General features: G+C 65.7%; 19 protein-coding genes. 7 read left to right on the top strand and 12 right to left on the bottom strand.

Annotated features, from left to right (window positions below; all coding sequences use genetic code 11):
• Positions 1–30 precede the first annotated feature (30 nt).
• The 7 genes from AC22G6_RS16215 to AC22G6_RS16185 form a co-directional block, all read right to left on the bottom strand.
• Positions 31–1,404 (bottom strand): GTPase/DUF3482 domain-containing protein, encoded by a 1,374-nt coding sequence (locus AC22G6_RS16215; protein ID WP_487367612.1) that lies wholly within the window; start codon positions 1,402–1,404, stop codon positions 31–33.
• Positions 1,401–2,810, bottom strand: coding sequence for a DUF2868 domain-containing protein (locus AC22G6_RS16210; protein ID WP_487367611.1), 1,410 nt, complete (start codon positions 2,808–2,810; stop codon positions 1,401–1,403). The genes AC22G6_RS16215 and AC22G6_RS16210 overlap by 4 nt, the downstream gene beginning before the upstream one ends.
• 10 nt (positions 2,811–2,820) lie before the next feature.
• The gene (yidD, locus tag AC22G6_RS16205; RefSeq protein WP_108949868.1) at positions 2,821–3,081 is read right to left on the bottom strand and encodes a membrane protein insertion efficiency factor YidD; all 261 of its coding nucleotides are present in this window, start codon (positions 3,079–3,081) and stop codon (positions 2,821–2,823) included.
• Positions 3,082–3,153: 72 nt separating this feature from the next.
• Positions 3,154–3,582, bottom strand: a complete 429-nt coding sequence (gene dksA / locus AC22G6_RS16200) for an RNA polymerase-binding protein DksA (protein WP_108971749.1) — start codon at positions 3,580–3,582, stop codon at positions 3,154–3,156.
• A gap of 127 nt (positions 3,583–3,709) precedes the next feature.
• Entirely contained in the window at positions 3,710–5,113 is a 1,404-nt protein-coding gene (gene adeC, locus AC22G6_RS16195; RefSeq protein ID WP_487367610.1) for an AdeC/AdeK/OprM family multidrug efflux complex outer membrane factor, read from the bottom strand.
• A complete protein-coding gene (locus AC22G6_RS16190; RefSeq protein ID WP_487367609.1) occupies positions 5,110–8,271 on the bottom strand; it encodes an efflux RND transporter permease subunit in 3,162 nt (1,053 codons plus the stop codon). Before AC22G6_RS16190 ends, adeC begins: the two co-directional genes overlap by 4 nt.
• 11 nt (positions 8,272–8,282) lie before the next feature.
• A complete protein-coding gene (locus AC22G6_RS16185) occupies positions 8,283–9,476 on the bottom strand; it encodes an efflux RND transporter periplasmic adaptor subunit (RefSeq protein ID WP_487367608.1) in 1,194 nt (397 codons plus the stop codon).
• Between the two features lie 163 nt (positions 9,477–9,639).
• Here AC22G6_RS16185 and AC22G6_RS16180 point away from each other — a divergent pair, with 163 nt between their 5' ends.
• The 3 genes from AC22G6_RS16180 to AC22G6_RS16170 all read left to right on the top strand — a co-directional run bounded on the left by AC22G6_RS16180 (position 9,640) and on the right by AC22G6_RS16170 (position 12,581).
• Positions 9,640–10,278, top strand: a complete 639-nt coding sequence (locus tag AC22G6_RS16180) for a TetR/AcrR family transcriptional regulator (protein ID WP_487367607.1) — start codon at positions 9,640–9,642, stop codon at positions 10,276–10,278.
• Between the two features lie 160 nt (positions 10,279–10,438).
• Positions 10,439–11,446, top strand: a complete 1,008-nt coding sequence (locus AC22G6_RS16175) for an adenosine deaminase (protein ID WP_487367606.1) — start codon at positions 10,439–10,441, stop codon at positions 11,444–11,446.
• Positions 11,447–11,480: 34 nt separating this feature from the next.
• Positions 11,481–12,581 carry a BMP family ABC transporter substrate-binding protein gene (locus AC22G6_RS16170; protein WP_487367605.1) on the top strand — a complete coding sequence of 367 codons (1,101 nt, stop codon included), beginning with the start codon at positions 11,481–11,483 and terminating at the stop codon, positions 12,579–12,581.
• A 62-nt stretch (positions 12,582–12,643) separates the two neighbouring features.
• Here the strand turns inward: AC22G6_RS16170 and AC22G6_RS16165 are convergent, their stop codons facing one another.
• Entirely contained in the window at positions 12,644–13,726 is a 1,083-nt protein-coding gene (locus AC22G6_RS16165) for a metal-dependent hydrolase (protein WP_487367604.1), read from the bottom strand.
• Positions 13,727–13,843: 117 nt separating this feature from the next.
• On the opposite strand from AC22G6_RS16165, the gene AC22G6_RS16160 reads away from it, so the two are divergent.
• Positions 13,844–14,113, top strand: coding sequence for a hypothetical protein (locus tag AC22G6_RS16160; RefSeq protein WP_487367603.1), 270 nt, complete (start codon positions 13,844–13,846; stop codon positions 14,111–14,113).
• A gap of 232 nt (positions 14,114–14,345) precedes the next feature.
• On the opposite strand, the gene AC22G6_RS16155 is transcribed toward AC22G6_RS16160, so the two are convergent.
• The 4 genes from AC22G6_RS16155 to AC22G6_RS16140 all read right to left on the bottom strand — a co-directional run bounded on the left by AC22G6_RS16155 (position 14,346) and on the right by AC22G6_RS16140 (position 20,122).
• Entirely contained in the window at positions 14,346–17,420 is a 3,075-nt protein-coding gene (locus tag AC22G6_RS16155; protein ID WP_487367602.1) for an AAA family ATPase, read from the bottom strand.
• Positions 17,417–18,562 (bottom strand): exonuclease SbcCD subunit D, encoded by a 1,146-nt coding sequence (locus AC22G6_RS16150; RefSeq protein WP_487367601.1) that lies wholly within the window; start codon positions 18,560–18,562, stop codon positions 17,417–17,419. The genes AC22G6_RS16155 and AC22G6_RS16150 overlap by 4 nt, the downstream gene beginning before the upstream one ends.
• A gap of 116 nt (positions 18,563–18,678) precedes the next feature.
• On the bottom strand, positions 18,679–19,080 hold the full coding sequence (locus AC22G6_RS16145; RefSeq protein WP_487367600.1) for an H-NS histone family protein: 402 nt from the start codon (positions 19,078–19,080) through the stop codon (positions 18,679–18,681).
• A gap of 103 nt (positions 19,081–19,183) precedes the next feature.
• On the bottom strand, positions 19,184–20,122 hold the full coding sequence (locus AC22G6_RS16140) for an alpha/beta hydrolase (RefSeq protein WP_487367599.1): 939 nt from the start codon (positions 20,120–20,122) through the stop codon (positions 19,184–19,186).
• Positions 20,123–20,331: 209 nt separating this feature from the next.
• On the opposite strand from AC22G6_RS16140, the gene AC22G6_RS16135 reads away from it, so the two are divergent.
• The 3 genes from AC22G6_RS16135 (at position 20,332) to AC22G6_RS16125 (ending at position 23,719) form a co-directional block, all read left to right on the top strand.
• A complete protein-coding gene (locus tag AC22G6_RS16135) occupies positions 20,332–21,063 on the top strand; it encodes an SDR family oxidoreductase (protein WP_487367598.1) in 732 nt (243 codons plus the stop codon).
• Between the two features lie 125 nt (positions 21,064–21,188).
• Positions 21,189–23,306, top strand: coding sequence for a 5-histidylcysteine sulfoxide synthase (gene ovoA, locus AC22G6_RS16130; protein ID WP_487367597.1), 2,118 nt, complete (start codon positions 21,189–21,191; stop codon positions 23,304–23,306).
• On the top strand, positions 23,303–23,719 hold the full coding sequence (locus AC22G6_RS16125; RefSeq protein WP_487367596.1) for a secondary thiamine-phosphate synthase enzyme YjbQ: 417 nt from the start codon (positions 23,303–23,305) through the stop codon (positions 23,717–23,719). Before ovoA ends, AC22G6_RS16125 begins: the two co-directional genes overlap by 4 nt.
• Positions 23,720–23,730 lie beyond the last annotated feature (11 nt).

Here is a 23,730-nt window from a genome sequence, read left to right as displayed (position 1 = left end):
CCCGCATCTCCGGGAACTGCGCTCAAAACCTCAGGCCAGATACTCGGCGAGGCTGCGCTCGGCATCGTCCCTGTCGTCGTCGCCTTCATGTGCCCACTCCGGATGCGCCCGTGCCTGCAGCAAGGCGTCGGGCAGGCGTCCTTCGCGCCAGTCGGCACTGTCCGGATCGGACTCGGGCGAGACCGCCTGTGGCAGCTCGATCGGCGTCATCGCCGCATGGCCACGGCCTTCGAGCGCAATCAGCAGCTGCCGCTGACGCAGCGCGACCAGGCGGAGGATGGCGTCGTCCACGGTGAGTTCGTGATGGCCGCGCAGGCGGGCTGCAATGCGCTCACCGTAGTGGCCGAAGGTCTGCCACAGGCCACCGGCGACTGCGCCGAGCGCTGCTGCAGCCCCCAGCGTCAGACCGCCGGTCATCAGGTCGATCCCGACCCCTGCCGCAGCCCCTGCCGCCACCCCGGTGCTGAGACGAATGCCCATCTGGCGCAGGGTTTCGGGATTGAACAGGTCGTCGTCCCAGCGCCCGTCGGCCAGCGGCAACTCGGCAGCACGCGCGTCGTCGGGGCGGAAGCGGTAGAGCTGCAGCAAGGCTTCGACGCAGGCCTGCTCGCGTGCGCGCACCGTCTCGCGCAAGCTGTGGACAGCGGCCTGCAGCGCCGCATCGTCATCGGCATCGACCACGTCGCGGCGGGCGGCAAGTTCGATCAGAAGTTCCGCCACCAGCCGGCGCGCGCTCAGGCGGCGCGATTCCGCCTCTTCCTCGCGGTCGGCGATCAGGGCCTCGAGTGCCCCACGATGACTGTGCATCAGGGTGGCAAGGGTCTCGAACAGGCGTCGCTCGCCATCGACCGCCGGCGCCACGGTGTCGAAGCGCACGACGGCGTGCAGGCCAAGACGCGCCAGTGCCGCATGCCAGTCGTCGGCACGCGCAGCCGGCGAGGCGATGAAATTGAGCACCGGCAGCAAGGGCCGGGCTGCGCTGGCAAGCAGGGCGAGTTCGTCCTTGTGCTTGGGCAGTACCGGATCGCGGGCATCGACCACATACAGCGCCGCATCGCTCGCCAGCAACTGGCGCAGCACCTTGGCCTCCTGCTCGAAACGCGCACCCGCCTCGGCAGTGGCCAGAAAGCGGCTGATGCGATCGGGGCCGTCGACCCGCTCACCCGGCGCGACCAGTTCGTCGATGAATTCGAGCAGGGCGATAGCATCTTCCATGCCCGGCGTATCGTAGAGCTCGACCACCGGCTGATCGTCAGCCATCAGGCGCAGGCCCTCGACATGCCGGGTGGTGCCGGCCGAATCCGACACCTCCCCGAAACCGGCATCGCGTGCCAAAGTCCGCAGCAGCGAAGTCTTGCCCGTGTTGGTATGACCGACCACGGCGACGCGCAGCAGTGCGCTCATACCGTCGCTCCCAGCCATGCTCGCACCTGATCCTGATCCGCCATCAACGCGCCCTCATCGAGTTCAAGGCCAGACAGCCCATCCTGCCACAAGCCCAGGCGACCGCTACCGCCATCGGGCACAGGCAGCGCCCATACCCGGGTTTCACCGGCGTGGTCGGCAAGCTCGGCGACAAGGCCCAGACTGCCGCGATCCGGCGTCAGTCGCGGGTCGATTGCAATCAGCAGACGTGCCGGCGGCGTCGCACCGAAGCGAGCGATGGCCGCACGACGCTGGTCGCGGCTATCGAGACGGCCGCCATCGGCAGCCAATCCTTCGCAGCCGACCGGCGGCCAGGGCAGATCCGCGCCAAGTTCGAGCGCCACCATGACCGCAGCGCCTGTTTCCGCAGCGGCGTGTCCATGGCGTCCCGGTCGTGGCATCCGTGCCGGCGCGGGATCGCTGATGCCGATGCGTTCGCTGTCGGGCAACAGCCGTGGCTTGAGACGGATGTAATCGGGCAGCGCCAGATCCAGCTGCAGGCGACTCAAGCCATACCGCCAGCCCTGCGCACAAACCAGCACGAGCAGCAGTCTTGGCAGCACGCCATACACCAGCACGCAGCCCAGCAGCCAGCCCGACCACGCGCGGCGTCCGGCTTCATCCACCATGACCGCATCGCCGCTGGCAATGACGTGCGCTGCGTCCGGCACCGGAAAGCCGAGGTAGCCGGGAACCACGCCCAGCAGGGTGGTCAGCGCGACGAAGGCGTCGCCCGGCAGAATGGTGGTCTCCCACACGAAGCCGTAGCGGCGCACCGCCAGCATTCCCAGCAAACCCGCTGCGGCGCCGACAAGGGCCAGGAACCAGAGCAAATGACTGACTGCACCCAGCCCCCAGCTTGCGAGGCGGCCGCGGGCGAGCAGCCCTCCCAGCGCGAGCGGCAGCTCGGCCGCGACAGGACTACGGTCGAACACGCTGACCAGGCGCAGCCACACCGTGCCCAGCGCACTGCCGCCGCGCGTCCGTCCGCGACCGGCCACAAGCGTGCCAAGCAGCCACAGCAGGAGGCTGAACAGGTGCACGCCGAGCAGACCGCCCAGCGCCCACACCACATTGACCGGCCGGCTGCCATCGCCGAGCACGGCCGCTGCCGTGCCCGCACCGAGCACCAGCGCCAGCACGCACGCGAGCGCGAGAATCAGCCGCGCACGACCATGCCAGCGCAGGATGTCATCGCGCCAGCCTTCGCGTGTGCCGAGGCGTTCGGCGCGACGACAGATACGGGTTTCGAAATCGGGAGGGGCGCGGCGGGCCTCCGCCAGTTCGACCGCATCTTCGAGACGGCCGTGGCGGGATTCGTGGCGGCGAACAAGTTCGGCCAGCCAGCGGTGTTCAAGTGCGGAAAGCGGCGCGGCAGGATTCACGCTGCGGCTCCTAGTGCCGGTGCGTATGCGTTTCGTGCGGGGGATGATCCTTGCAGCAGACAGGCGGCACGAGATCGACCCCGCCGGCGCTCCAGGGATGGCAGCGCAACAGCCGGCGCAAGGCCAGCCAGCTGCCCTTCAGTGCGCCATGGGTCTCGATGGCCTCGAGCGCGTAGTGCGAGCACGTCGGGTAAAAACGGCAGCGCGGCCCGAGCAGGGGGCTGATGAAGAGCTGATAGCCGCGGATCAGACCGCGCAGTAGCCAGCGCATCAGGTGGAATCGGATCGGGCAGTCTGACCAGGGCGCAGACACGGCGTCTGCGTCCCGGACAGCAGGCCGAAATCAACCGCCATGCATCTTCTTGAGTTTCTCGCGGCGCTCCTGGGCTTCGAGCGACAGGGTGGCGGTGGAGCGTGCCAGCAGACGGCCGATGCCGATCGGCTCGCCGGTTTCCTCGCACCAGCCATACTCACCGGCGTCGATGCGGGCAATGGCTTCGCCGATTTTCTTCAGCAGCTTGCGCTCGCGGTCCCGCACGCGCAGTTCGAGGGTGTGCTCTTCCTCGACGCTCGCGCGGTCGGAGGGGTCGGGCGTGGCCTCGTTGTCCTGCAGGTGGGTGGTGGTTTCGTGCGCGTTCTCAAGCAGCTGATCCATCTCGGTCTGGAGACGGTGCCGGAAGAATGCCAGCTGACGTGCTGACATGTAATCCGACTCGGGCGCAGCAAGGATTTCGGCCTCGGTCATAAGGGCTGGAGTAGTGGTTGCGTTCATGTTGAGATTCCTTGTTCGGCATACGTCCGGACTGGCAGGGCGAGACCATACCGTAAAGCGGGAATTGTTGCGACATACTCCGCAAAACAGCGCTGCCAGCCGGCGTTATTACCGGAATTACACCACGTTATTGCCAGCCGCCACCCATCACTTTGTATAGTGCAACCCGGTTACCCGCCTCGGACAGACGCGCAGCGATCAGCTCCTGTTCTGCAGCATACCGCGAACGTTGCGCATCGAGCAGCACAAGATAGCTGTCGACGCCGTTACGGTAGCGCGCATCGGACAGGCGATAGCTCTCGGCACTGGCCTCGACCAGCTTGCGCCGGGCGTCGAGCTGTTCGCCAAGGTTGGCACGCTCGGCCAGCGCATCCGCCACTTCACGGAAGGCGCTCTGGATGGCCTTCTCGTATTCCGCCACCTGGATCTCGCGCTGCACCTTGGCCACGTCCAGGCTGGCACTGAGCGCACCGGCGTTGAAAATGGGCAGCGTGAGCTGGGGCACGAAAGTCCAGGTTCCCGATCCGGCCTGAAACAGTCCGTCGAGGGTGGCACTCGCCGTGCCCGCCGTTGCCGTCAGCGAAATGCTCGGGAAGAAGGCTGCGCGCGCTGCGCCGATGTTGGCGTTGGCCGCACGCAAGGTACGCTCGGCCTGCAGCACGTCCGGACGGCGCACCAGCACCTCGGACGGAATGCCGGGCGGCAGCTCGGCAAGCGCGGTCACCGCGTCGATCAGTTTCTCTGGCAACAGGCGCGCCGGCACCTGCCCTCCGGTGAGGACTGCGAGCGCATTCTCGTCCTTTGCCACCTGCGACGCATACTGCGCCGCGTCTGCGCGGGCGCGCTCCATTGCGCTCTGCGCCTGACGCACATCGAGCGCGGAAACTGCTCCGGCCTCGAAACTGCGACGGGTGAGATCCACCGATTTCTGCTGCGTCTGCCACGTCTCACGTGCGAGGTCACGCAGTTCGCGGTCGGCCGCAAGCGTCAGCCAGGCATTTGCAACTTCGGCAACGAGACTGATCTGTGCGCTCCGCCTCGCCTCCTCGGTGGCGAGGTAGGTTTCCAGCGCCTGGTCGCGCAGGCTGCGCACCCGCCCGAAGAAGTCGAGCTCCCACGCGGAAATTCCGACGGTCGTGGAGTACTGGCGCGAGATCGTGGATTCGCCGCTGCTGGTGAGGTCACCCGGCAGGCGCTGGGCACTCTGACCGCCACTGAGTGCAACCGACGGGAACTGGTCCGCCCGCTGAATGCGGTATTGCGCCTGCGCCTTCTCGATGTTCAGCGCCGCTACACGCAGGTCGCGATTGTTCTCCAGAGCGATCCCGATCAGCTCGCGCAAGCGCGCATCGGCGAAATAGTCGCGCCAGCTGATATCGGCCACCGCGACAGGGGCTGCAACCGCCTCGGTCTGCCCCGGCCAGGCCGAGGCCACCGGTGCGTCCGGGCGCAGGTAATCCGGCGCGAGCGTCGTGCACGCACCGAGCAGAGTCGCTGAAACAGCGAGGGTCAGGCTACGAAGGGTGTTCATGTCCGTTCCTCCGGCGCTGCCGCAACATGATTCTCAGGCTGCACCGGCTTGTCCTTGAAAATGCGCTTGATCACAACGTAGAACAGCGGCACGAAGAAGATGCCCAGCACCGTGGCGGCGATCGTGCCACCGAGCACGCCGGTACCGATCGCGTTCTGGCTGCCCGAACCCGCGCCGGTGCTGATGGCCAGAGGCAACACGCCCAGGCCGAAAGCCAGCGAGGTCATCAGGATCGGACGCAGACGCATCCGCACCGCGGTCAGCGTCGCGGTAATCAGATCCTTGCCCGCCTCCATCTCCGCCTTGGCGAACTCGACGATCAGAATGGCGTTCTTGGACGACAGACCGATGGTCGCCAGCAGACCCACCTGGAAGTAGATGTCGTTCGACAGCCCACGGCCGGTCGCCGCGAGCAGGGCCCCCAGCACGCCGAGCGGCACCACCAGCATCACCGCAAACGGTACCGACCAGCTCTCGTACAGCGCCGCCAGGCAGAGGAAGACCACCAGCAGTGACAAGGCATACAGCGCAGGAGCCTGCGAGCCCGAGCGACGTTCCTCGAACGAGGTACCGCTCCACTCGTAGCCGATGCCTGCGGGCAGCTTGGTCATGATCTCTTCGACTGCAGCCATCGCTTCACCCGACGACAGGCCAGGCGCAGCCTGCCCCAGCACCTCGATCGACGACTGGCCGTTGTAGCGCTCCAGACGCGGCGAACCGTAAGTCCATTTCGCCGTGGCAAAAGCCGAGAACGGCACCATCTCGCCCATGTTGTTGCGCACGAACCACTTGTTCATGTCTTCGGGCGTCATCCGCGCCGAGGCGTCGGACTGCACGTAGACCTTCTTGATCCGGCCACGGTCGATGAAGTCATTCACGTAGCTGCCGCCCCACGCGGTCGCCAGCGTGTCGTTGATGTCAGCAACCGAGATGCCCAGCGCGCCTGCCTTGGCGTGATCAACCTCGAGGCGGAATTCAGGCGTGTCGTCCTGACCGTTCGGACGGACGCCGACCAGACGCTTGTCCTGCGCCGCCATGCCGAGGAACTGGTTACGCGCTGCCACCAGGGCCGTGTGGCCGAGACCCGAACGGTCCTGAAGCTGAACGTTGAAGCCGTTCGACGTACCGAGTTCGATCACCGCCGGCGGCACGAAGGCGAACACCATCGCCTCGCGGATCTGCGAGAACGCGCCCATCGCACGCCCGGCAACCGACTTGACGTCCATGCCAGGGCCCTGGCGCTCGTCCCAGCCTTTCAGGTTAACGAAGCCGATACCCATGTTCTGGCCGCTGCCACCGAAGCTGAAACCGGCAACGGTAAACAAGGCCTTCACGGTGTCCTTCTCGTCCTCGAGAAAGTGCCTTTCGACCTTCCGCAACACCTCGAGCGTGCGCTCCTGCGTCGCCCCGGCGGGCAGCATGACCTGGTTGAACATCACGCCCTGGTCCTCTTCCGGCAGGAAGGAGGTCGGCATGCGCACGAAGAGGAAGCCGAGCACCACCACGATCGCCAGATAGATGGCGATGAAGCGCAGGCTGCGATTGAGGATGCCGCCCACCGCCGACTCGTAGCGTCGGGTATTGCGGTCGAACATGCGGTTGAACCAGCCAAAGAAGCCCGAGAACATGCCGCCCTCGCCGATGTCGTGCCCCTTTTCCACCGGCTTGAGCATGGTTGCGCACAGCGCAGGTGTGAACACGATGGCGACAAGCACCGACAGCGCCATGGCGGACACGATGGTGACCGAGAACTGCCGATAGATCACGCCGGTCGAGCCGCCGAAGAAAGCCATCGGCACGAACACCGCGGACAGCACCAGGCCGATACCCACCAGCGCGCCGGTGATCTGACGCATCGACTTGCGGGTCGCCTCCTTGGGAGACAGACCTTCCTCGCTCATCACCCGCTCGACGTTTTCGACCACCACGATCGCATCGTCCACCAGCAGACCAATGGCGAGCACGACACCAAACATGGTCAGAGTGTTGATCGAGAAGCCGAAGGCGGCCATCACGCCGAACGTGCCAAGCAGCACCACCGGCACGGCAATGGTCGGGATCAGTGTCGCACGCAGGTTCTGCAGGAACAGGTACATCACCAGGAATACCAGCACCACGGCTTCGATCAGGGTCTTGACCACTTCCTCGATCGAAATCCGCACGAAGGGCGTGGTGTCATACGGCACAACGATATCGATACCTTCAGGGAAATAGGGCTTCATCTGGTCGAGCTTCGCGCGCACCGCATTTGCGGTCTCGAGCGCGTTCGAACCTGCGGCCAGCTTGATGCCGACACCAGCAGCCGGTTTGCCGTTGTAACGGGCAACGGTGCCGTAACTCTCGGCGCCGATCTCGACCCTTGCCACGTCGGCCAGACGAACCTCACCACCCTGAGCCGAGGTCCGCAACAGAATGGCTTCGAACTGTTCAACAGTCTGCAAGCGGCTCTGCGCCGTGATCGAGGCAGTAAAGCCCTGGCCCGGCAATGCAGGCGTGCCACCGAGCTGACCTGCAGAAACCTCGGTGTTCTGGGCCTCGATCGCCGCCTTCACGTCAGCAGGCGTGAGCTTGTAGTTGTTCAGCTTTTCGGGCGACAGCCACACGCGCATGGCGTACTGCGAACCAAAAACCGTCACTTCGCCAACGCCGGTGACGCGCGACAGCGAGTCCTGCACCGACGACACCACGAAGTCCGCCAGATCGACGCCATCCTGCTTGCCTTCAGGCGAAACGAAACCGATCACCATCAGGAAGTTGCGCGCGGATTTTGCAACCTGCACGCCCTGCGCCTGCACCGCCGTCGGCAGCAGCGGCATGGCAAGCTGCAGCTTGTTCTGCACCTGGACCTGGGCAATGTCGGGATCGGTGTCCGCGTCGAAGGTCAGCGTAATGGACGAAGAACCGTAGGCATCGCTGGACGAGTTCATGTAGAGCAGACCGTCGAGCCCGGTCATCTTCTGCTCGATGATCTGGGTCACGGACTCTTCCACCGCCTGTGCGGACGCACCCGGATACTTGGCGTTGATGACAACGGCCGGAGGCGCGATCGCCGGATACTGCGACACGGGAAGCTCAAGGATGGACAGTGCCCCTGCGAGCATGATGACCAGCGCAATCACCCACGCGAAAATGGGCCTGTCGATAAAGAAGCGAGCCATTGTTCAGCCCCTCACTTCGCCGCCGGCGCGGCAGCCGGAGCAGCGGCCCCGGCCTCCTGCGGCTGCACCGTGGCGCCGGGGCGGATGCGCTGCAGGCCATCGACGATGATGCGGTCACCCGCAGCGAGACCATCGGTCACCACCCACTTGTCGCCCAGCGAACGCGTGGTCGTGATCGTGCGCGCCTCGACCTTGTTCTCGGCGCCGGCCACCATCACCATCGGGTTGCCACGCGGGTCGCGACTGACGGCGGCATGCGGCACCAGAATGGCGTTGTCCGCCTCGCCCTGTGCAAGCTTTGCACGGACGTACATGCCGGGCAGCAACTCACCCTTCGGATTGGGGAAGACGGCACGCAAGGTCACACTGCCGGTACCCTGATCGACCGTCACTTCGGAGAAGGCCAGCTTGCCCTCGGCCGCATACTGGGTGCCGTCTTCGAGCACGAGCTGGACCGGGACGGCCTTCGCACTGGAACTCTTGAGCTTTCCTGCCTCCATTGCACGCCGCAGACCGAGCAGTTCGGCGCTCGACTGTGTCAGGTCCACGTAGATCGGATCGAGTTGCTGCACCGTCGCCAGCGCGGTCACCTGATTGGCGGTGACCAGCGCACCTGGGGTCACGGCAGAGCGGCCAATGCGCCCCGAGATCGGGGAGGTGACGCTGGTGAAATCAAGATTGATGCGGGCGGTCTCGACCGCCGCACGGGCGGAGGCCACATCGGCCTCGGCCTGCTTGAGCGCAGCGACCGCATCGTCGTTGGCCTGCTTGCTCACGGCATCGATCTTCACCAGATCCGCGTAACGCGTGGCCTTCAGGCGCGCGCTGTAAAGATTGGCCTCGGCACGTGCATGGCTGGCCTTGGCGCTGTCGTACGCCGCGCGATAGGTGGAGGCATCGATTTGATACAGGGTCTGACCGGCCTTGACCTCGCTACCCTCTGTAAACAGGCGCTTCTGCACGATCCCGGTGACCTGCGGCCGCAACTCGGCGACCATGTAGGGCGACGTGCGACCCGGCAGTTCGCTCACCAGCGGCACCGACTCGGCGAAGGCGACGACCACGCCTACCGTGGGAGCCGGGGGCGGACCGCCCGCAGGACCTGCCTGACCAGTCTGCTCACCACCACTGCAAGCGCCGAGGATGGTGGCGCTTGCCAGCGCCACGGCAAGTGTTCTGATAAGCAGTTGGGGGGGGTTCTGCATGGACGGGCCTCGTGAAAATTTATGTGGTGCCAATGCCCGCCGGGTGAGGCGGAGATTCACCAATGGTAGAATGGATATTCTAGATTGAACGCTCATTCTATGTTAGCCTTTCTACCCTTGCAAGCAGTTAAAACACATTCTCATTACACGTCGGAGACAGGTCATGAACGCAGAAGCGCATACGCCCGCGGACTGCTCACGCGCAGAAGCGCGTCGAGCCCAGATCCTTGCAGCGGCTTCCGACTGCTTTCGTGCTCACGGCTTCCATGGTGCCAGCATCTCGCAGATTTCCAAGTCCGCTGGCATGAGCGCAGGGCACATTTATCATTATTTCGAGAACAAGGAAGCGATCATTGCCGCCATCGTCGCGCACGATCTTGACTGGCTGCTGACGCTCAGCGCCACTTGGCGTGCGGCCGACGACATACTCGAAGCCATGATCGGCGGCGTCGCGGAAGGCGTGAAGCGGAATCTCGACAGTGGTGAGGCCGGACTCAAACTGGAAATCCTCGCAGAGTCCTCGCGCAACCCCGAAGTCGCTGCCGTCGTCCAGAACGCCGGCAAGCGCTGCAACGAGAACATCTCCGAAATTGTGCGACTCGCGCGCGCTGCGAAGGGGCTGAGCAGTGACGACGCAACCATTTCCACCATTGTCGATATTCTCGGCACCATGTTTGAAGGCGTGCTGGCACGCGGTGTGCGCAGCCCGGACCTTGATGCCGAACGATTCACACGCGCCTTTCAAAGCGTGGTGCGAGATCTGATCACGACACCCGGATTCCCGGCAGATCCGCCCGCCTGAGCGCACCCGAGGCCGCACTGCCTTATCCGCTTCGCTTTATGATCGGTATTGTCAGTTGGCTTCGCGCACCCCCTGGCACTCGCACTATGATCGTCCTGACGATTTCTGCGGCAGTGCAGCATCACCGCGAAGCCGGCTCAATCCCGAACTGGAGATCGCGATGGACCTCGAAACCTATATCCGCGCCCTGCCCAAGGCCGAGCTTCACCTGCACATCGAGGGCTCGCTCGAACCCGAGATGATGTTCGCGCTGGCGCAGCGAAATGGCGTGACCCTGCCCTGGTCGAGCGTCGAGGCCACCCGCGCCGCCTACGCATTTTCCGACCTGCAGAGCTTTCTCGACCTCTACTACGCCGGTGCCGCTGCACTGATCCATGAGCAGGATTTCTGCGAGCTCGCCATGGCCTACTTCGCCCGCGCTCACGCCGACGGAGTGGTGCATGCAGAGCTGTTCTTCGACCCTCAGACCCACACCGAACGCGGCGTCGCCTTCGAAACGGTGCTCGACGGCCTTGAACGCGCGTGCGACGAAGCCCGCGTGCAGTACGGCATCAGTTCGCGTCTCATCCTGTGCTTCCTGCGCCACCTGAGCGAGGACGAAGGCTTTGCAACACTCGAGCAGGCCGTGCCGCATGTTTCACGCATTCACGGTGTCGGCCTCGACTCCTCCGAGAAAGGCCATCCGCCGTCCAAGTTTGCCCGTCTCTTTGCGCGCTGCCGCGAACTGGGCCTGCATATCGTCGCCCATGCCGGCGAGGAAGGCCCACCCGCCTACGTCGTCGAGGCGCTGGATCTGCTCAAGGTCGAACGCATCGATCATGGCGTGCGCGCGGCCGAAGACCCGGCGCTGGTCGAACGCCTGGTGCGCGAACAGATTCCGCTGACGGTCTGCCCGCTGTCGAACATCAAGCTGTGCGTCTTCCCGACGCTTCGGGACCACAACCTGAAGCAACTGCTCGATGCCGGGCTGAAGGTCACGATCAACTCCGACGATCCCGCCTACTTCGGCGGCTACATCGGCCAGAACTTTCTCGCCACCGCCGAAGCCCTGCACTTGAGCCGTGCCGAACTCAAGCGCATCGCACGCAACAGCCTCGAAGCGAGCTTTGTCGGCGACGCCGAGCGCACGCCCTGGCTGGCGCGCCTCGACGCATTGCCCGAAGACTGATCCCCGCACTTCTTCCACCTGCCGGAGTTCACACATGACTGACCGTCGTACCGTCCTCAAGTGGAGCGCAGCGCTCGCTGCCACCACACTGCTCCCCGTTTCGGCCGTTAATGCCCAGAGCACCGGGCCACTGAAGGTGGGTTTCGTCTATGTCGGTCCGGTCGGCGAGGCGGGCTGGACCTTCGCCCACGATCTTGGCCGGCGCGCCGTCGAAGCCGCCTTCCCGGGCAAGGTGAAGACAACCTTCATCGAGAGCGTGGCCGAGGGCGCGGACGCCGAGCGCGTCGTGCGCAGTCTTGCGCAGGACGGACACAGTCTGATCTTCACCACCTCCTTCGGCTACATGGATGCCACGCTCAAGGTCGCCCGCCAGTTCCCGAAGGTGATGTTCCAGCACGCCACCGGCTACAAGACAGCAGCAAACCTGGGCACCTACGACGTCCGCACCTACGAGGGCGCGTATCTGGCCGGCGTCGTCGCCGGCAAGATGAGCAAGTCCGGCAAGCTCGGCGTGGTCGGCTCACACCCGATTCCGGAAGTCATCCGCAACATCAACGCCTACACGCTGGGCGCACGCAGTGTGAACCCGGCCGCCAGCACCCGCGTCATCTGGGTCAATTCCTGGTTCGATCCCGGCAAGGAGCGCCAGGCAGCACTGACCCTGCTCGCACAAGGTGCCGACGTGCTGATGCAGAACACCGACTCGCCCGCCGTGCTGCAGGCCGCGCAGGAGAAGGGCGCCTATGCCTTCGGCTGGGATTCCGACATGCAAGCCTACGGCCCGAAAGCGCAGCTGGCCGCCAGCGAGATCAACTGGGGCGTGTGGTACACCAAAGTGGTCGGTGAACTGCTGGAAGGCAGCTTCAAGCCGCAGCAACAGGTCTGGTACGGACTCAAGGAGGGTGCAATCGACCTCGGCCGTCTTGGCGACATGCTGCCGGCCGACGTGAAGCAACTGGTGGCCGAACGCCGTCAGGGCATCATCGACGGCAGCCGCCCGGTGTTCATGGGACCGCTGCGTGACCAGGCCGGCAAGGAACTCGTCGCAGCCGGACAGGGCATGAGCGAAAAGGACAAGCTGGCGATGAGCTACTACGTGGAAGGCGTCGAGGGCACGGTCCCCGGCGGCAAGTAAGCGTTCGATCCGGCACCGCGCAAGCTTGCGCGGTGCCTCACATCAGGGCCGTCGCACCCGGCTCACTCCCCGATCCACCGGCGTCCGCCGGTGACGCGCTCGAAGATCCGCCAGCCCTCGGATGCGCCACCGCACAGACCGTAGCGGAAGGGCACGCCATCGCGTCCCGGCGTCTCGAAACGCAGATCGACGAAGTTCACGCAAACACCGCCGCCAGCGGCGGGCTCGACCTGATCGAGCATCGGAAACATCGCAAACCAGCGATAGAAAGCGAATTTGTCCTCGTCCCATACCTGGCGTGCAATGGCGCTGGCGTCACCGTTGCCGAACACCGGACGCACCGTCCACTGTGCCATCGACAGCGGCACATAAGCCGCCGACAGACGGCGAACGAAGTTGTCGCTCTCGGCCACCTCAAGCGGCTCGCTGCGCCGGGTATTGATGTGGGCGTAATGGTAGCGCTCGCCATCGAACACAACGGCCGTCCAGTTGAACGGCGAGGCCGGTCGTGGCACCGCATCCACGCTCACGATGTCGATATTGTTCGCCGTGGCGTGGGTGCGCGCAAACTCGATGGCATCGTGACGCGCCGATGCGCTCAGCCCCACCCAGCCCGCAAGCACCACAAGCGCCAGCCCGGCGGGCGCACGGCTGCGACGCCAGAGCGCGCTTGCCAGCAATCCGGCAAGGATGATGCCGGTAAAGCCGAGGTCGATGATGAAGGTCGTTCCCCAGCCAAAGCGCCGGTCCGAGAAGGGCGCCAGAATCATGGTGCCGAACTGGGTGATCAGGTCGCCGAGGATGTGGATGAAGATGCCGGAGCAGGCGATCAGGTAGAAGGCGCGCCAACTCGCTGCGCCCTCGCGCCCGCGTCGAAGGCGGAACAGGCCAGCCATCAGCGCTGCGACCAGCAGGGCCCACACCGGCATCAGCAGCAGGGAATGGGTGACGCCGCGATGCCCGCGCAGGTAAGTCAGCTCGGAGACGAAACCGAGCACGAAATCCAGATCGGGAAATGTCGCGGCAGCCGTGCCGACCGCAACGGCCTGCCAGACAGGCGGCGGCAGCGTACCCGCCGCGCCTTTGCGCGGCGCGAGCAATCTTCCGGCGAGCGCGCCGGAAAGGGCATGTGTCAGGGTATCCATGGCGGCTTTGAATGGGCCGGACGAGAATCGTTCCCGTTACCGAAATGCGCCCGCGATGGAACGACGCACAAGGCAGTCAATCGAAGCTCACTCAAACCCCCGCATGGAGCGCATGACATGGATGAGACCGGCACTTCGGCGTGGAAGGTCGCCTTCTTCGAGTCGCTGCAGGCATGGTACGGAGGCGGCCAGGCGGTTCAATCGCTCGACTTTGCGTCGGAGGGTGAGGCGGTGATCTGGGCGCGCACTCAGGAGATGGGGCGTTTTCGTCTGGCGGCGATCACGCAGGGCAATCTGCTGCGAGCCCTCTATCTTGAGCCCCCACCCGACCCGCTGCTGATGCGTCAGGAGCGGGTCGAGATTCCGGCGGTCGCGCCCGCACACTAGCGGTTCGGGCGGCTCCGGACGGCGGGCGCCGGGTCAGGCAGCAGTTTGCACGTCACGCGGCGGAACGCCGAGGTAGCGGGCGGAAGTTCGAATGAAATGTGTCAGGGTGTCTGTGCTCATCGCACACCTCTCGTTATGGTTGTTTAAGAACCGGTTCAGAGGGCTTTCACGGTGAGCAGGTTCCGCAAGCGATTGCAACAACGTATTGCACCGGCATCTTGCAGGAGCCGGCTCACGCCCTGATGCGCACCCTGCTTCCCCTCACCCCCTGCACCACGTCGATCGCGACATCGATCTGCTGCTTCATTTCGTCGACGTGCGAGATCACACCCACCATGCGGCCGCGCTGCTGCAGGTCGATCAAGGCCTTCATCGCCATGTCGAGCGACTCCGGGTCAAGGCTGCCGAAGCCTTCGTCGATGAAGAGCGTGTCGAGCTGCACGCCGCCGGCATAGGCCTGCACCACGTCGGACAGACCGAGCGCCAGCGCCAGCGAGGCCATGAAGCCCTCGCCGCCCGACAGCGTGCTCACCGGCCGGGCACGACCGGTGTAATCGTCCATCACCTCGAGGTCGAGGCCGGCCGCACGTCGCGCATCAGCCACTTCGTCGCGCCGCTGCAGCAGATAGCGCCCCCGACTCATTGCCCGCAGGCGCAGGGACGCAGCCCGCAGCACGTCGTCGAGCAGAGCGGCCAGCACGTAACGCTGGAAGGTCAGATTGCGACCATTCTCGCCATTGGCAATCGCGGCCAGATGACCGGCGACACGGTATTCCGCTTCGATGCTGCCGGTTTCGTGGGCGATCTCCGCCAGCTTTTTCTGGCTGAGCATGATCTTGTCGAGCTCGGCCTTGCGCTGGCCGAGTTCGCCCAGCACGACATCCAGCCGCTCGCGCTGCGCAGCGGCGGTCGCCTCAAGTGCCACGAGATCCGGCCGCAGCTGCCCCTCGACCGCCCCTTCCGCGAGCTTGCGTCGCTCGCGTGCCGCGGCATGGTCCTCGTCGAAACGGCTCAGCTCCGCCGCCAGCGTGTCGATCGCGGCCGGTTCAAGCAGCGCTTCGCGATAGGCGGGTTCGTCGGCAAACCCCGTGGCCGCAAGCGCGGCGGCGAAACCATCGGCCGCATTAGCCTCGCGCCGTGTGGCGGAAGCCAGCGCCTTCTCCAGCTCTTCCTGACGGGCACGCAGGGCAGCGTCCTCGCTGACGGCCTTGCCGTGCGCAGTCTGCGCCTGGCTCAGCGCGCGCTCGAGCGTCTGGCGCCGGGCGCGGGCCTGCTCCAGCGCGGCGCCGAGCGCAGCCGGCTCCCGCAAGGACTCGGGAACCACTGCGCGACGCTCCTCGACGACTTGCCGTGCCCCCTGCTCCTCGCTTGCGGCCTTGCTGACCGCCGCACGTGTTTCGTCCAGCATCGCTGCAGCTTTCAGCTGCGCGGCCTCGAGCGTGGCGAGTTGCGAGCGTGCGGCGGCGAGCTCGGTCTGTGCGGCAGTGGCCACCTGCAGCTGCTCGCGCAGTGTGGCGACCGAATCCGGCACCGCCCCGTCGTCTCCCGCGCTCGCGTTCAACGCCGACTGCAGCGCATCGACCTCGGCCTGCGCGATTGCAGTTTGCCGCGATGCCGTGTCGAATGCGGTGCGCGCGCCATCGTGGGCCTTTTCGGCACGACTGACGGCTTCACGCGCAGTTTTCAGCGCGGCTTCGGTCGGCAACTCGCCGTCGAAGCGGGCAGGCGCGGGATGTTCGGCGCTGCCGCACACCGGGCAGGGAGCGCCCTCATGCAGGTGATGGGCGAGGATCGCGCCCTGGGCCTGGCGCCAGGTGGCATCCAGCGCCTCGAACGTCTGCCGTGCGCTGTCGCGGGCGGCCGTTGCCTGATCCAGCACACGCTGCTGCGTGACTTCGGCGCTGTGGAAGCCGTCGCGCTTGCGCTGCTGCTGCGCCAGGTTGAGCCGCGCACGTTCGTGCTGCTCCGCCTGCTTGAGTCGCAGACCCAGTGCCTCGACGCCCGCCGCCTGTGGCTGCAGCACCTCTATCCGCTGGGCCAGTTCAAGCCGGCGGATGCCGAGTGCTTCCGCGTCCTTCATCGCTGCTGCCAGCGCCGCATCCGCCCCAGCCCTGAGCTTTTGTAGGGACTGCAGACCGGCCTCGGCCCGCGCGAGGTGCGCCACCTTTTCCGCCAGCCCCTCCAGCCGCAAGACTTCACGCTGGGCCGCATCACGTGCCAGGACCTGAGCGTCGGCGTTCTCATGGGCCAGCGCCTGAGCCGCCGCGCTCAGCGCATCGGCAAGCCTGCCCGCCTGCTGCGCCAGCGTCGCCACCGCCTCACGGGCGCCTTGCACCTGCTGCCGTGCGTCGCTCAGAGAACGGTCGGCCGGCAGCACCTGCACGGCCTTGCGCGCAATGCCGAGACGGCTGCGCTGACGATCCGCTTCCGGCTGACGCGCTTCGAGCGACTGCATCGCCATGACCGCCGCTTCACGCTCGGCGAAACGGGCGTCGAGCGCTCGTGCGACCTGCAAGGCGCTCCGGGCCTGAAGGTCGGCCTCACGTGCGCGCTTTTCGTCTTCGGCGAGCGCGCGCGAGACCTCGTCCAGCGCCAGGCGCTGGGCAGCAAGGGCTTCTGCCGAGTCCACGCCGGCCTGCTCCAGCAGGATCTGGCGTTCCATGCGGGCGCGCTCGGCACGTTTGCTCAAGGCGGCTGCCTCGGCCTTGAGCGCATCCTGCACGCGCTTGTAGGCGATGGTGCCGAACAGGGTTTCGAGGATCTTCTCGCGCTCGCCGGAGCCGGCGGCCAGCAGCTTGCGGAACTGGCCCTGAGGCAGCAGAACGACCTGACGGAACTGTTCGGCTTCGAAACCGAGCAGCCTGGTCACGTCCTGCGTGACCTCGGTGCTCTTGCTCGACATCGGCACCCAGCCATCGCCGTCCGCTGCCGCATCGAAGCGGAACAGCGCAGCCTTGGCCGGCACCTTCACCATGCTGTCGCCGCTGCGGGTCGCGCGCTGCGCCGGGCGTTCCTGCTCGGGCGTGCGCTGCACCCGGTAGCGCTCACTGCCGAGCGCGAACTCGAATTCGACTTCCGTCAGCATCGCCGGATCGGCGTGATGGCTGCGCATCTCGCGCGCACTGCGCTCTCCACCCGAGGTGTCGCCGTAGAGTGCACAGGTGATGCCGTCGAGTATCGAGGTCTTGCCCGCGCCGGTGGGGCCGGAGATCAGGAACAGGGAACCCGCCGGCAACAGCGTGAAATCGATCTCCTCGCGGCCGGCAAACGGTCCGAAGGCCTGCAGGATGAGTTTGAGCGGCTTCATGCGTGGCGCCCTTCGTGTTCGAGTTCATCGACGATACGGGCGAGCACTGCGGAACCGGCTTCATCGAGCGCCTGGCCCGTCATCTCGGTGTAGAAACCGGCGAACAGCGTGTCGATCCTGACGCGCCGGTGATCCTCCGCCGCCCGCCCTTCGCCTTCGCCGTGCAGCGCCGGGCGCTCGATGGCGAGCGCATTGGGATAGGCCGAGCGCAGCTTGCCCATCGCATCGAGCAGGGCGCCGCTGTCGCTGAGGCGGGCGAGCACGTAGTCGGCGCGGCCGGGATCGTCGGCGGCCCCGGCAACGATGTCTTCGAGCGTGCCTTCGACAATGCGCAGATCGCGCCTCGGCTTGAGTGCGATCTGCTCCACACGGCACTGCCCGGCGCCGTCGAGTTCGACCAGATTGACCGACTTGAGATGACCGGCTTCGGCAAAGGAGTACTTGAGCAGCGAACCGGAATACTGCACGCGATCGCTGCCGGCGCGCTGCGGGCGGTGCAGATGCCCAAGCGCAACGTAGTCGAAGCCGTCAAACACGCTGGCATCGACGGCGCCCGTGCCACCCACGGTCAGCGGCCGCTCCGACTCCGATTCGCTGCCGCCGAGCACAAAGGCATGTGCCACCACGACCGCGCGCACGCCGGCAGGATGGCTCGCCCGGATCGCGTCCAGCTGTGCCGCGAGCGCGGCGTGATGATCATGGATCGTGTCGTCGCCCAGCGCCGCGCGCACCAGCGCAGGTTCGGCATAGGGCAGGGGATAGACCGCGACCTCGCCATCCGCATCACGCAGCATCAGCGGCTGCACCTGTGCACTCACCGGCCCGCACACCGTCAGTCCGGCCCGGGTCAGCAGGCTGGAACCGAAGGCCAGCCGGTCGGGGCCATCGTGGTTGCCCGCGATCACGACCACCGCAATGCCGAGGCCGGACACCAGTTCGGTGAGCACCTCGTCTAGCAGGCGCACCGCATCGGCAGGCGGCACCGAGCGGTCGTAGATGTCGCCCGCGATCAGGATGGCATCGGGACGCAGCTCGGCGGCGATGCGCACGAACTCGCGCAACACATGGGCCTGGTCTTCCAGCAGCGAGACGCCGTGATAGACGCGACCGAGATGCCAGTCGGCGGTATGAAGAAAGCGCATGGCGATGACAGACAGGATGGGCGGGGCCGCAGTTTCGCACACCTCGCAACCTCGCAATGCAGGTGAGATGCGCAAACGCACGCCCGACGCCTTTCCGCGCGTCGAAGCGCGTCGCCTTACAGTTGCTGCAGGCGGAAGTTGCGCGGTGCCATCTTCTCGGCGGCAGTCGCCAGCGCATCCATCGAGCCGCCGTTGGCCAGCCAGGCCTTGACCCAGTGCGGCTGACGTCCCCGGCCCGACCAGGCGAGTTCGCGATTGCTGGGGTGACGATACTTCGCCGCCACCTGCACACGCGCGGATGCCCTTTGCGCGATGCTCGACGGTGCTTCGACGATTTTCTCGGCGGCCTTGTCGCTGCACGCCTCTTCGAGCGTCAACCCGTGATCGCGGGCCAGCGATGACAGCCGGCGGCGCAACACCGCCTTGCTGTTGAGCTGCTGGCGGCGAATTTCATTTTCGATGCGGTTGCCGAGCACACGAAGCTGCGGCAGCGAGTAATCCTTCAGGTCGATGACCATGGCGAGAACGCTTTTCCCTCAAGGAGTTGGAATGGTGCCAATGATGCCACGAAGCCTGCGCCGAAACACCCGATATCTATGACTAAAGTCGAAGCACTGGAGATCACCCGCGAAATCGAGGATCCGCGGGTGCTGCAACCATGTCGCTTGCAGTCGGCGGCAGTGCGGACTGCAGAAAGGCGGTGATGGTCTTCATTTCCCCCGCCATGTCCTCGAAGGACTCGTGATCCCCCGGCAGTGTGAGCAGGTCCACACGGTCGTGGGCGCGCGCGGCGTGCAGGCGGGTGGCATCGGCCACCGGCACCACGGCATCATGCTCGCCATGCACGAGCAGCACCGGGCAATGCAGGCGCGCGATGCTGGCCACGGGCGCGATATCGTCGAAGCGAAAACCGATGGTCGCCTGCACGTAGTTGAGGATGTAGGCCTCCAGCCAGCGAGGGATGCGTTTGCTCGCGAGCCAGCTGCGCATCATGTCCGCGGGATGGGCGAAGGCTGACACGCTGACGACCGCCGCCACCTCGCCGCGCCGGGTCGCGGCCAGCAGCACCGCACCGGCGCCGACGGAATGGCCCAGCAGGGCGATGCGGCCGCCACTCGGATCGGCCCGTGCAGCCAGCCAGTCACAGGCGGCTTCGACGTCTTCGGCAAACCGCGGCAGTGAAGCAAAGCTGTCGCCGTCCGAGCGCCCATGGCAGCGCGCATCAATGAACAAGGCTGCAAACCCGGCTTCATGCAGCGGCTGCGCCAGCGGCAGCATCATCTGCGCATTGCCGCCCCAGCCATGCAGCACGATGACCGTCGCTGCAAGCTCGACACCCGCTTTGGGCGGAATCAGCCAGGCGTGCAGATGCTTGCCGTTTGCGGTCGGGATGCGTTCGGTTGAGAACGGCAGGCCAAGCGAGTCCGGACCTGCAGTCTCCCTAATCCGAGGTGCAGCCAGCCCGGCACGGATCGCGCAGCGGAGGCCCGCACGCACGGCCAGCACGGCCGCGCCGCCAGCGAGCAGATACAGTGCATGGAGGGGTTGAAAGGCGCTCATGGGCAGACAAACGTCAAAGCGGAATTGTGCGCGTCGTGGTTTCGATCCGGCAAGCAGGCGCAAGGCCGCGAATCGCTGCCTGCCACCTCGCCACTGCGGCCTGGTGGCGCATTCCACGACGCGGCGAGCACCGTCGCCTTTCATTCATCGTCGACTTGATCCCGAGCGCCATTGCTCCCCACAATCAGGTTTTGACGACAGGAACGAGCATGCGCGCCATTGTTACCGGACACAGCCGCGGACTTGGGGCCGCTATTGCGGAGAGCCTGCTCAAACGCGGCATCCGGGTGCTCGGTCTTGCACGTCACGGCAACGCCGATCTTGCCGTGCGCTTTCCGGCCCTGCTGCAGGAAGAAGCGCTCGACCTGTCCGAGCTCCCGTCACTCGACGCCTGGCTTTCGGGCGGCCGCTTCAAACGCTTTCTGGCCGACGAAGGCTCGGCATTGCTCATCAACAACGCGGGGCTGCTGCAACCCGTCGGCCTGCTCGGAAACCAGTCCACTGCCCGCATATTGCAGGCGGTGAGCCTGAACATTGCCGCACCGCTTGCGCTGGCGAATGCCTTTGCCGCGGGCGGGAGCCCCGAGCGCGCACGCCGCATCGTGCATATTTCGAGCGGTGCCGCGCGCAAGCCCTATGCCGGCTGGAGTGTGTATTGCGCAAGCAAGGCCGCACTCGACCACCATGCGCGTGCAGTCGCACTCGAAGCCCCACCCTGGCTGAAGATCAGCAGCATTGCACCCGGCGTGATCGACACCGACATGCAGGGCGAGATCCGCGCTTCGTCGGAGGCGGCCTTCCCCCAGCGTGCCCGCTTCGAGGCGCTCAAGCGCGAAGGCCAGCTCAACAGCGCGGAACGGTGCGCCTTGCAGCTGGTCAATCATGTGCTATCCGATGCCTTCGGGCACGAGGCGGTGTCTGACCTCAGAGAGCTGGACTAGGGTATGTGCAAGGTGCAGTGGCAACGCATCGCCCCCCTGCCGACACACCTCGACCGCGCCTGCGCTTGATCGCGCACATCCAATCGATCAAAGTCCGATCCATGCTGACTATGCCGAATGCTCGAATGAACCCGCTGTTCCCGCGCACACCGCTGCTTTCGGGCACCGATGTCGAAGCCAAGCGGGCAGAGATCCTTGCCTGTTTCCACGCCACCTTCGACCGCTACGAATCCCTGTTCCAGGTGCTCGCGAACGAGGAGGCCTACACCACCAAGGCCATCAGCCTGCGCCACCCGCTGATTTTCTATTTCGGTCACACCGCCACCTTCTTCATCAACAAGTTCATCCTTGCCGGCCTGATCGAGGAGCGCCTCGATCCGCGACTCGAGTCGATGTTTGCCGTCGGCGTGGACGAAATGAGCTGGGATGATCTCGACGACGCTCGCTACGACTGGCCGAGCGTGGACGAAGTGGCCAACTATCGCCTCCAGGTGCGAGCGGTGGTCGACCAGGTGATCCGGGAAACGCCCCTCACCTTGCCGATCGGCTGGAGCGATCCGTTCTGGGCGGTGCTGATGGGCATCGAACATGAACGCATCCATCTCGAAACCTCCTCCGTACTGATCCGTCAGCACGCCCTGAAGTACGTCAACACCCACAGCGCGTGGCAGCCCGCCACCCAACACGGTACGGCGCCGGACAACACGCTGGTCGCCATTCCGGCGGGGACGGTCAGACTCGGGCGCGATGCGGACGAGCCGATCTACGGCTGGGACAACGAGTACGGCCGCCACGAAGCCGAGATTCCCGCGTTCAAGGCCGCGCGCTACCTGGTGTCGAATGGCGAATTCCGCGCCTTCGTCGACGCCGGCGCTTACGCGGACGACAGCCTGTGGGACGAGGAAGGCCTGGGGTGGAAGCGCTTCGCCCGTGCCGAGCACCCCACCTTCTGGGTTCCGGACGGCAGCAACTGGAAACTGCGCCTGATGACCGAGGAGGTGCCGATGCCGTGGGACTGGCCGGTCGAGACCAACTGCCTCGAAGCCCGGGCCTTCTGCCGCTGGAAGGCGCGCGAAAGTGGCCAGCCGGTGCGCCTGCCCACCGAGGACGAGTGGAACCGCATCTACGACCACGCCGGACTGTCGGACGTGCCATGCGACGCCCCGGCGCACGCCAACCTGCATCTCGACTACGCAGCGTCGAGCTGTCCGGTCACGACCCACGCCCACGGCGACCTGTTCGACGTCGTCGGCAACGTCTGGCAATGGTGCGAAACCGCGATCTACCCATTCGACGGCTTCAAGGTTCACCCGATCTACGACGATTTCACCACGCCGACCTTCGACGATCGCCACAACATCATCAAGGGCGGCAGCTGGATCTCCACCGGCAACGAATCGCGCCACGCCTCGCGTTACGCCTTCCGCCGCCATTTCTTCCAGCATGCCGGCTTCCGTTACGTGGTCACCGACGCGCCCGTCCTCAATCCGGCCTCCTCATACGAGACCGATGCCTTGCTGTCCCAGTACGCCGAGTTCCACTACGGTGACGAAGTCTTCGGCGTACCCAACTTCCCCAAGGCGCTGGCCGATATTGCCATCGACGCTCACAAGCGACTGGGCAATGGCAACAGCGCACGGGCACTCGATCTGGGCTGCGCCACCGGCCGCGCCAGCTTCGAGCTCGCTCGGGCTTTCTCGAGGGTGGTCGGCATCGACTTCTCGGCGCGCTTCATCCAGGCCGGGGCCCGGCTGGCGGAAACCGGCAGCCTGCGCTACACCCTGCCCGACGAAGGCGAACTGGTGAGCTACCACGAGCGGCGCCTCGACGCCCTCGGACTTGCCGAAACCGCAGGCCGGGTCGAATTCTGGCAGGGCGATGCCTGCAACCTGAAGGACATCCACACCGGCTTCGACCTCATCCTCGCCGCGAACCTGATCGACCGCCTCTACAGTCCGCGCCGCTTCCTTGAGGGCGTCGCCCATCGCCTCAATTCAGGTGGCCTGCTGATCCTGGCCTCCCCCTACACCTGGCTGGAAGAGCACACCAAACGCGAAGAGTGGATCGGCGGCTTCAAGAAGGATGGCGAGTCGTGGACCACGCTCGACGGCCTGAAGGACATCCTCGGCGCGCAATTCGAACTCGTACAGGGCCCGCAAGCCGTGCCTTTCGTGATCCGCGAAACCCTGCGCAAGCATCAGCACACGCTGTCCGAACTGACGGTGTGGAAGCGCCGGACGTGAGCCACCAGGCCCGCCTCACGGTCAGCACCCGTGGCCGCGGGATGACCGACATTACCTCTGCCGTGGCCGAAGCCGTGTCCGCCAGCGGCGTCGATACCGGTGTCGCTCACGTTTTCGTGCGCCACACCAGTTGTGCGCTGCTGATCACCGAGAACGTCGATCCCGACGTGCGGCGCGATCTCGAAACACTGGCGCGGCGCTGGGCGCCCGACGGCGACCCGGCCTATCGCCACGACCTCGAGGGTGATGACGACATGGCCGCCCATGCCCGCAGCGTACTGACCGAAGTCGCACTTACGGTGCCGGTCGCTGGCGGCAGGCTGCTGCTCGGCACCTGGCAGGGCATCTTCCTGTGGGAACACCGCAGCCAGGGCCACGCGCGCGAGCTCGTGGTCACCATGCTCGGCACCTGAGCACACGCCGG

This window comes from Parazoarcus sp. PS-13 R2A, from assembly GCF_057621855.1.
The sequence above is the reverse complement of the archived record's forward strand: the minus strand, read 5'-3'. Positions and strand labels throughout refer to the sequence as shown.

Coding starts and splice junctions, on each gene's coding strand:
- AC22G6_RS16215 (WP_487367612.1), bottom strand. CDS start 1,404: ATGAGCGCACTGCTGCGCGTCGCCGTGGTCGGTCATACCAACACGGGC.
- yidD (WP_108949868.1), bottom strand. CDS start 3,081: ATGCGCTGGCTACTGCGCGGTCTGATCCGCGGCTATCAGCTCTTCATC.
- dksA (WP_108971749.1), bottom strand. CDS start 3,582: ATGAACGCAACCACTACTCCAGCCCTTATGACCGAGGCCGAAATCCTT.
- adeC (WP_487367610.1), bottom strand. CDS start 5,113: ATGAACACCCTTCGTAGCCTGACCCTCGCTGTTTCAGCGACTCTGCTC.
- AC22G6_RS16190 (WP_487367609.1), bottom strand. CDS start 8,271: ATGGCTCGCTTCTTTATCGACAGGCCCATTTTCGCGTGGGTGATTGCG.
- AC22G6_RS16185 (WP_487367608.1), bottom strand. CDS start 9,476: ATGCAGAACCCCCCCCAACTGCTTATCAGAACACTTGCCGTGGCGCTG.
- AC22G6_RS16180 (WP_487367607.1), top strand. CDS start 9,640: ATGAACGCAGAAGCGCATACGCCCGCGGACTGCTCACGCGCAGAAGCG.
- AC22G6_RS16175 (WP_487367606.1), top strand. CDS start 10,439: ATGGACCTCGAAACCTATATCCGCGCCCTGCCCAAGGCCGAGCTTCAC.
- AC22G6_RS16170 (WP_487367605.1), top strand. CDS start 11,481: ATGACTGACCGTCGTACCGTCCTCAAGTGGAGCGCAGCGCTCGCTGCC.
- AC22G6_RS16165 (WP_487367604.1), bottom strand. CDS start 13,726: ATGGATACCCTGACACATGCCCTTTCCGGCGCGCTCGCCGGAAGATTG.
- AC22G6_RS16160 (WP_487367603.1), top strand. CDS start 13,844: ATGGATGAGACCGGCACTTCGGCGTGGAAGGTCGCCTTCTTCGAGTCG.
- AC22G6_RS16155 (WP_487367602.1), bottom strand. CDS start 17,420: ATGAAGCCGCTCAAACTCATCCTGCAGGCCTTCGGACCGTTTGCCGGC.
- AC22G6_RS16150 (WP_487367601.1), bottom strand. CDS start 18,562: ATGCGCTTTCTTCATACCGCCGACTGGCATCTCGGTCGCGTCTATCAC.
- AC22G6_RS16145 (WP_487367600.1), bottom strand. CDS start 19,080: ATGGTCATCGACCTGAAGGATTACTCGCTGCCGCAGCTTCGTGTGCTC.
- AC22G6_RS16140 (WP_487367599.1), bottom strand. CDS start 20,122: ATGAGCGCCTTTCAACCCCTCCATGCACTGTATCTGCTCGCTGGCGGC.
- AC22G6_RS16135 (WP_487367598.1), top strand. CDS start 20,332: ATGCGCGCCATTGTTACCGGACACAGCCGCGGACTTGGGGCCGCTATT.
- ovoA (WP_487367597.1), top strand. CDS start 21,189: ATGAACCCGCTGTTCCCGCGCACACCGCTGCTTTCGGGCACCGATGTC.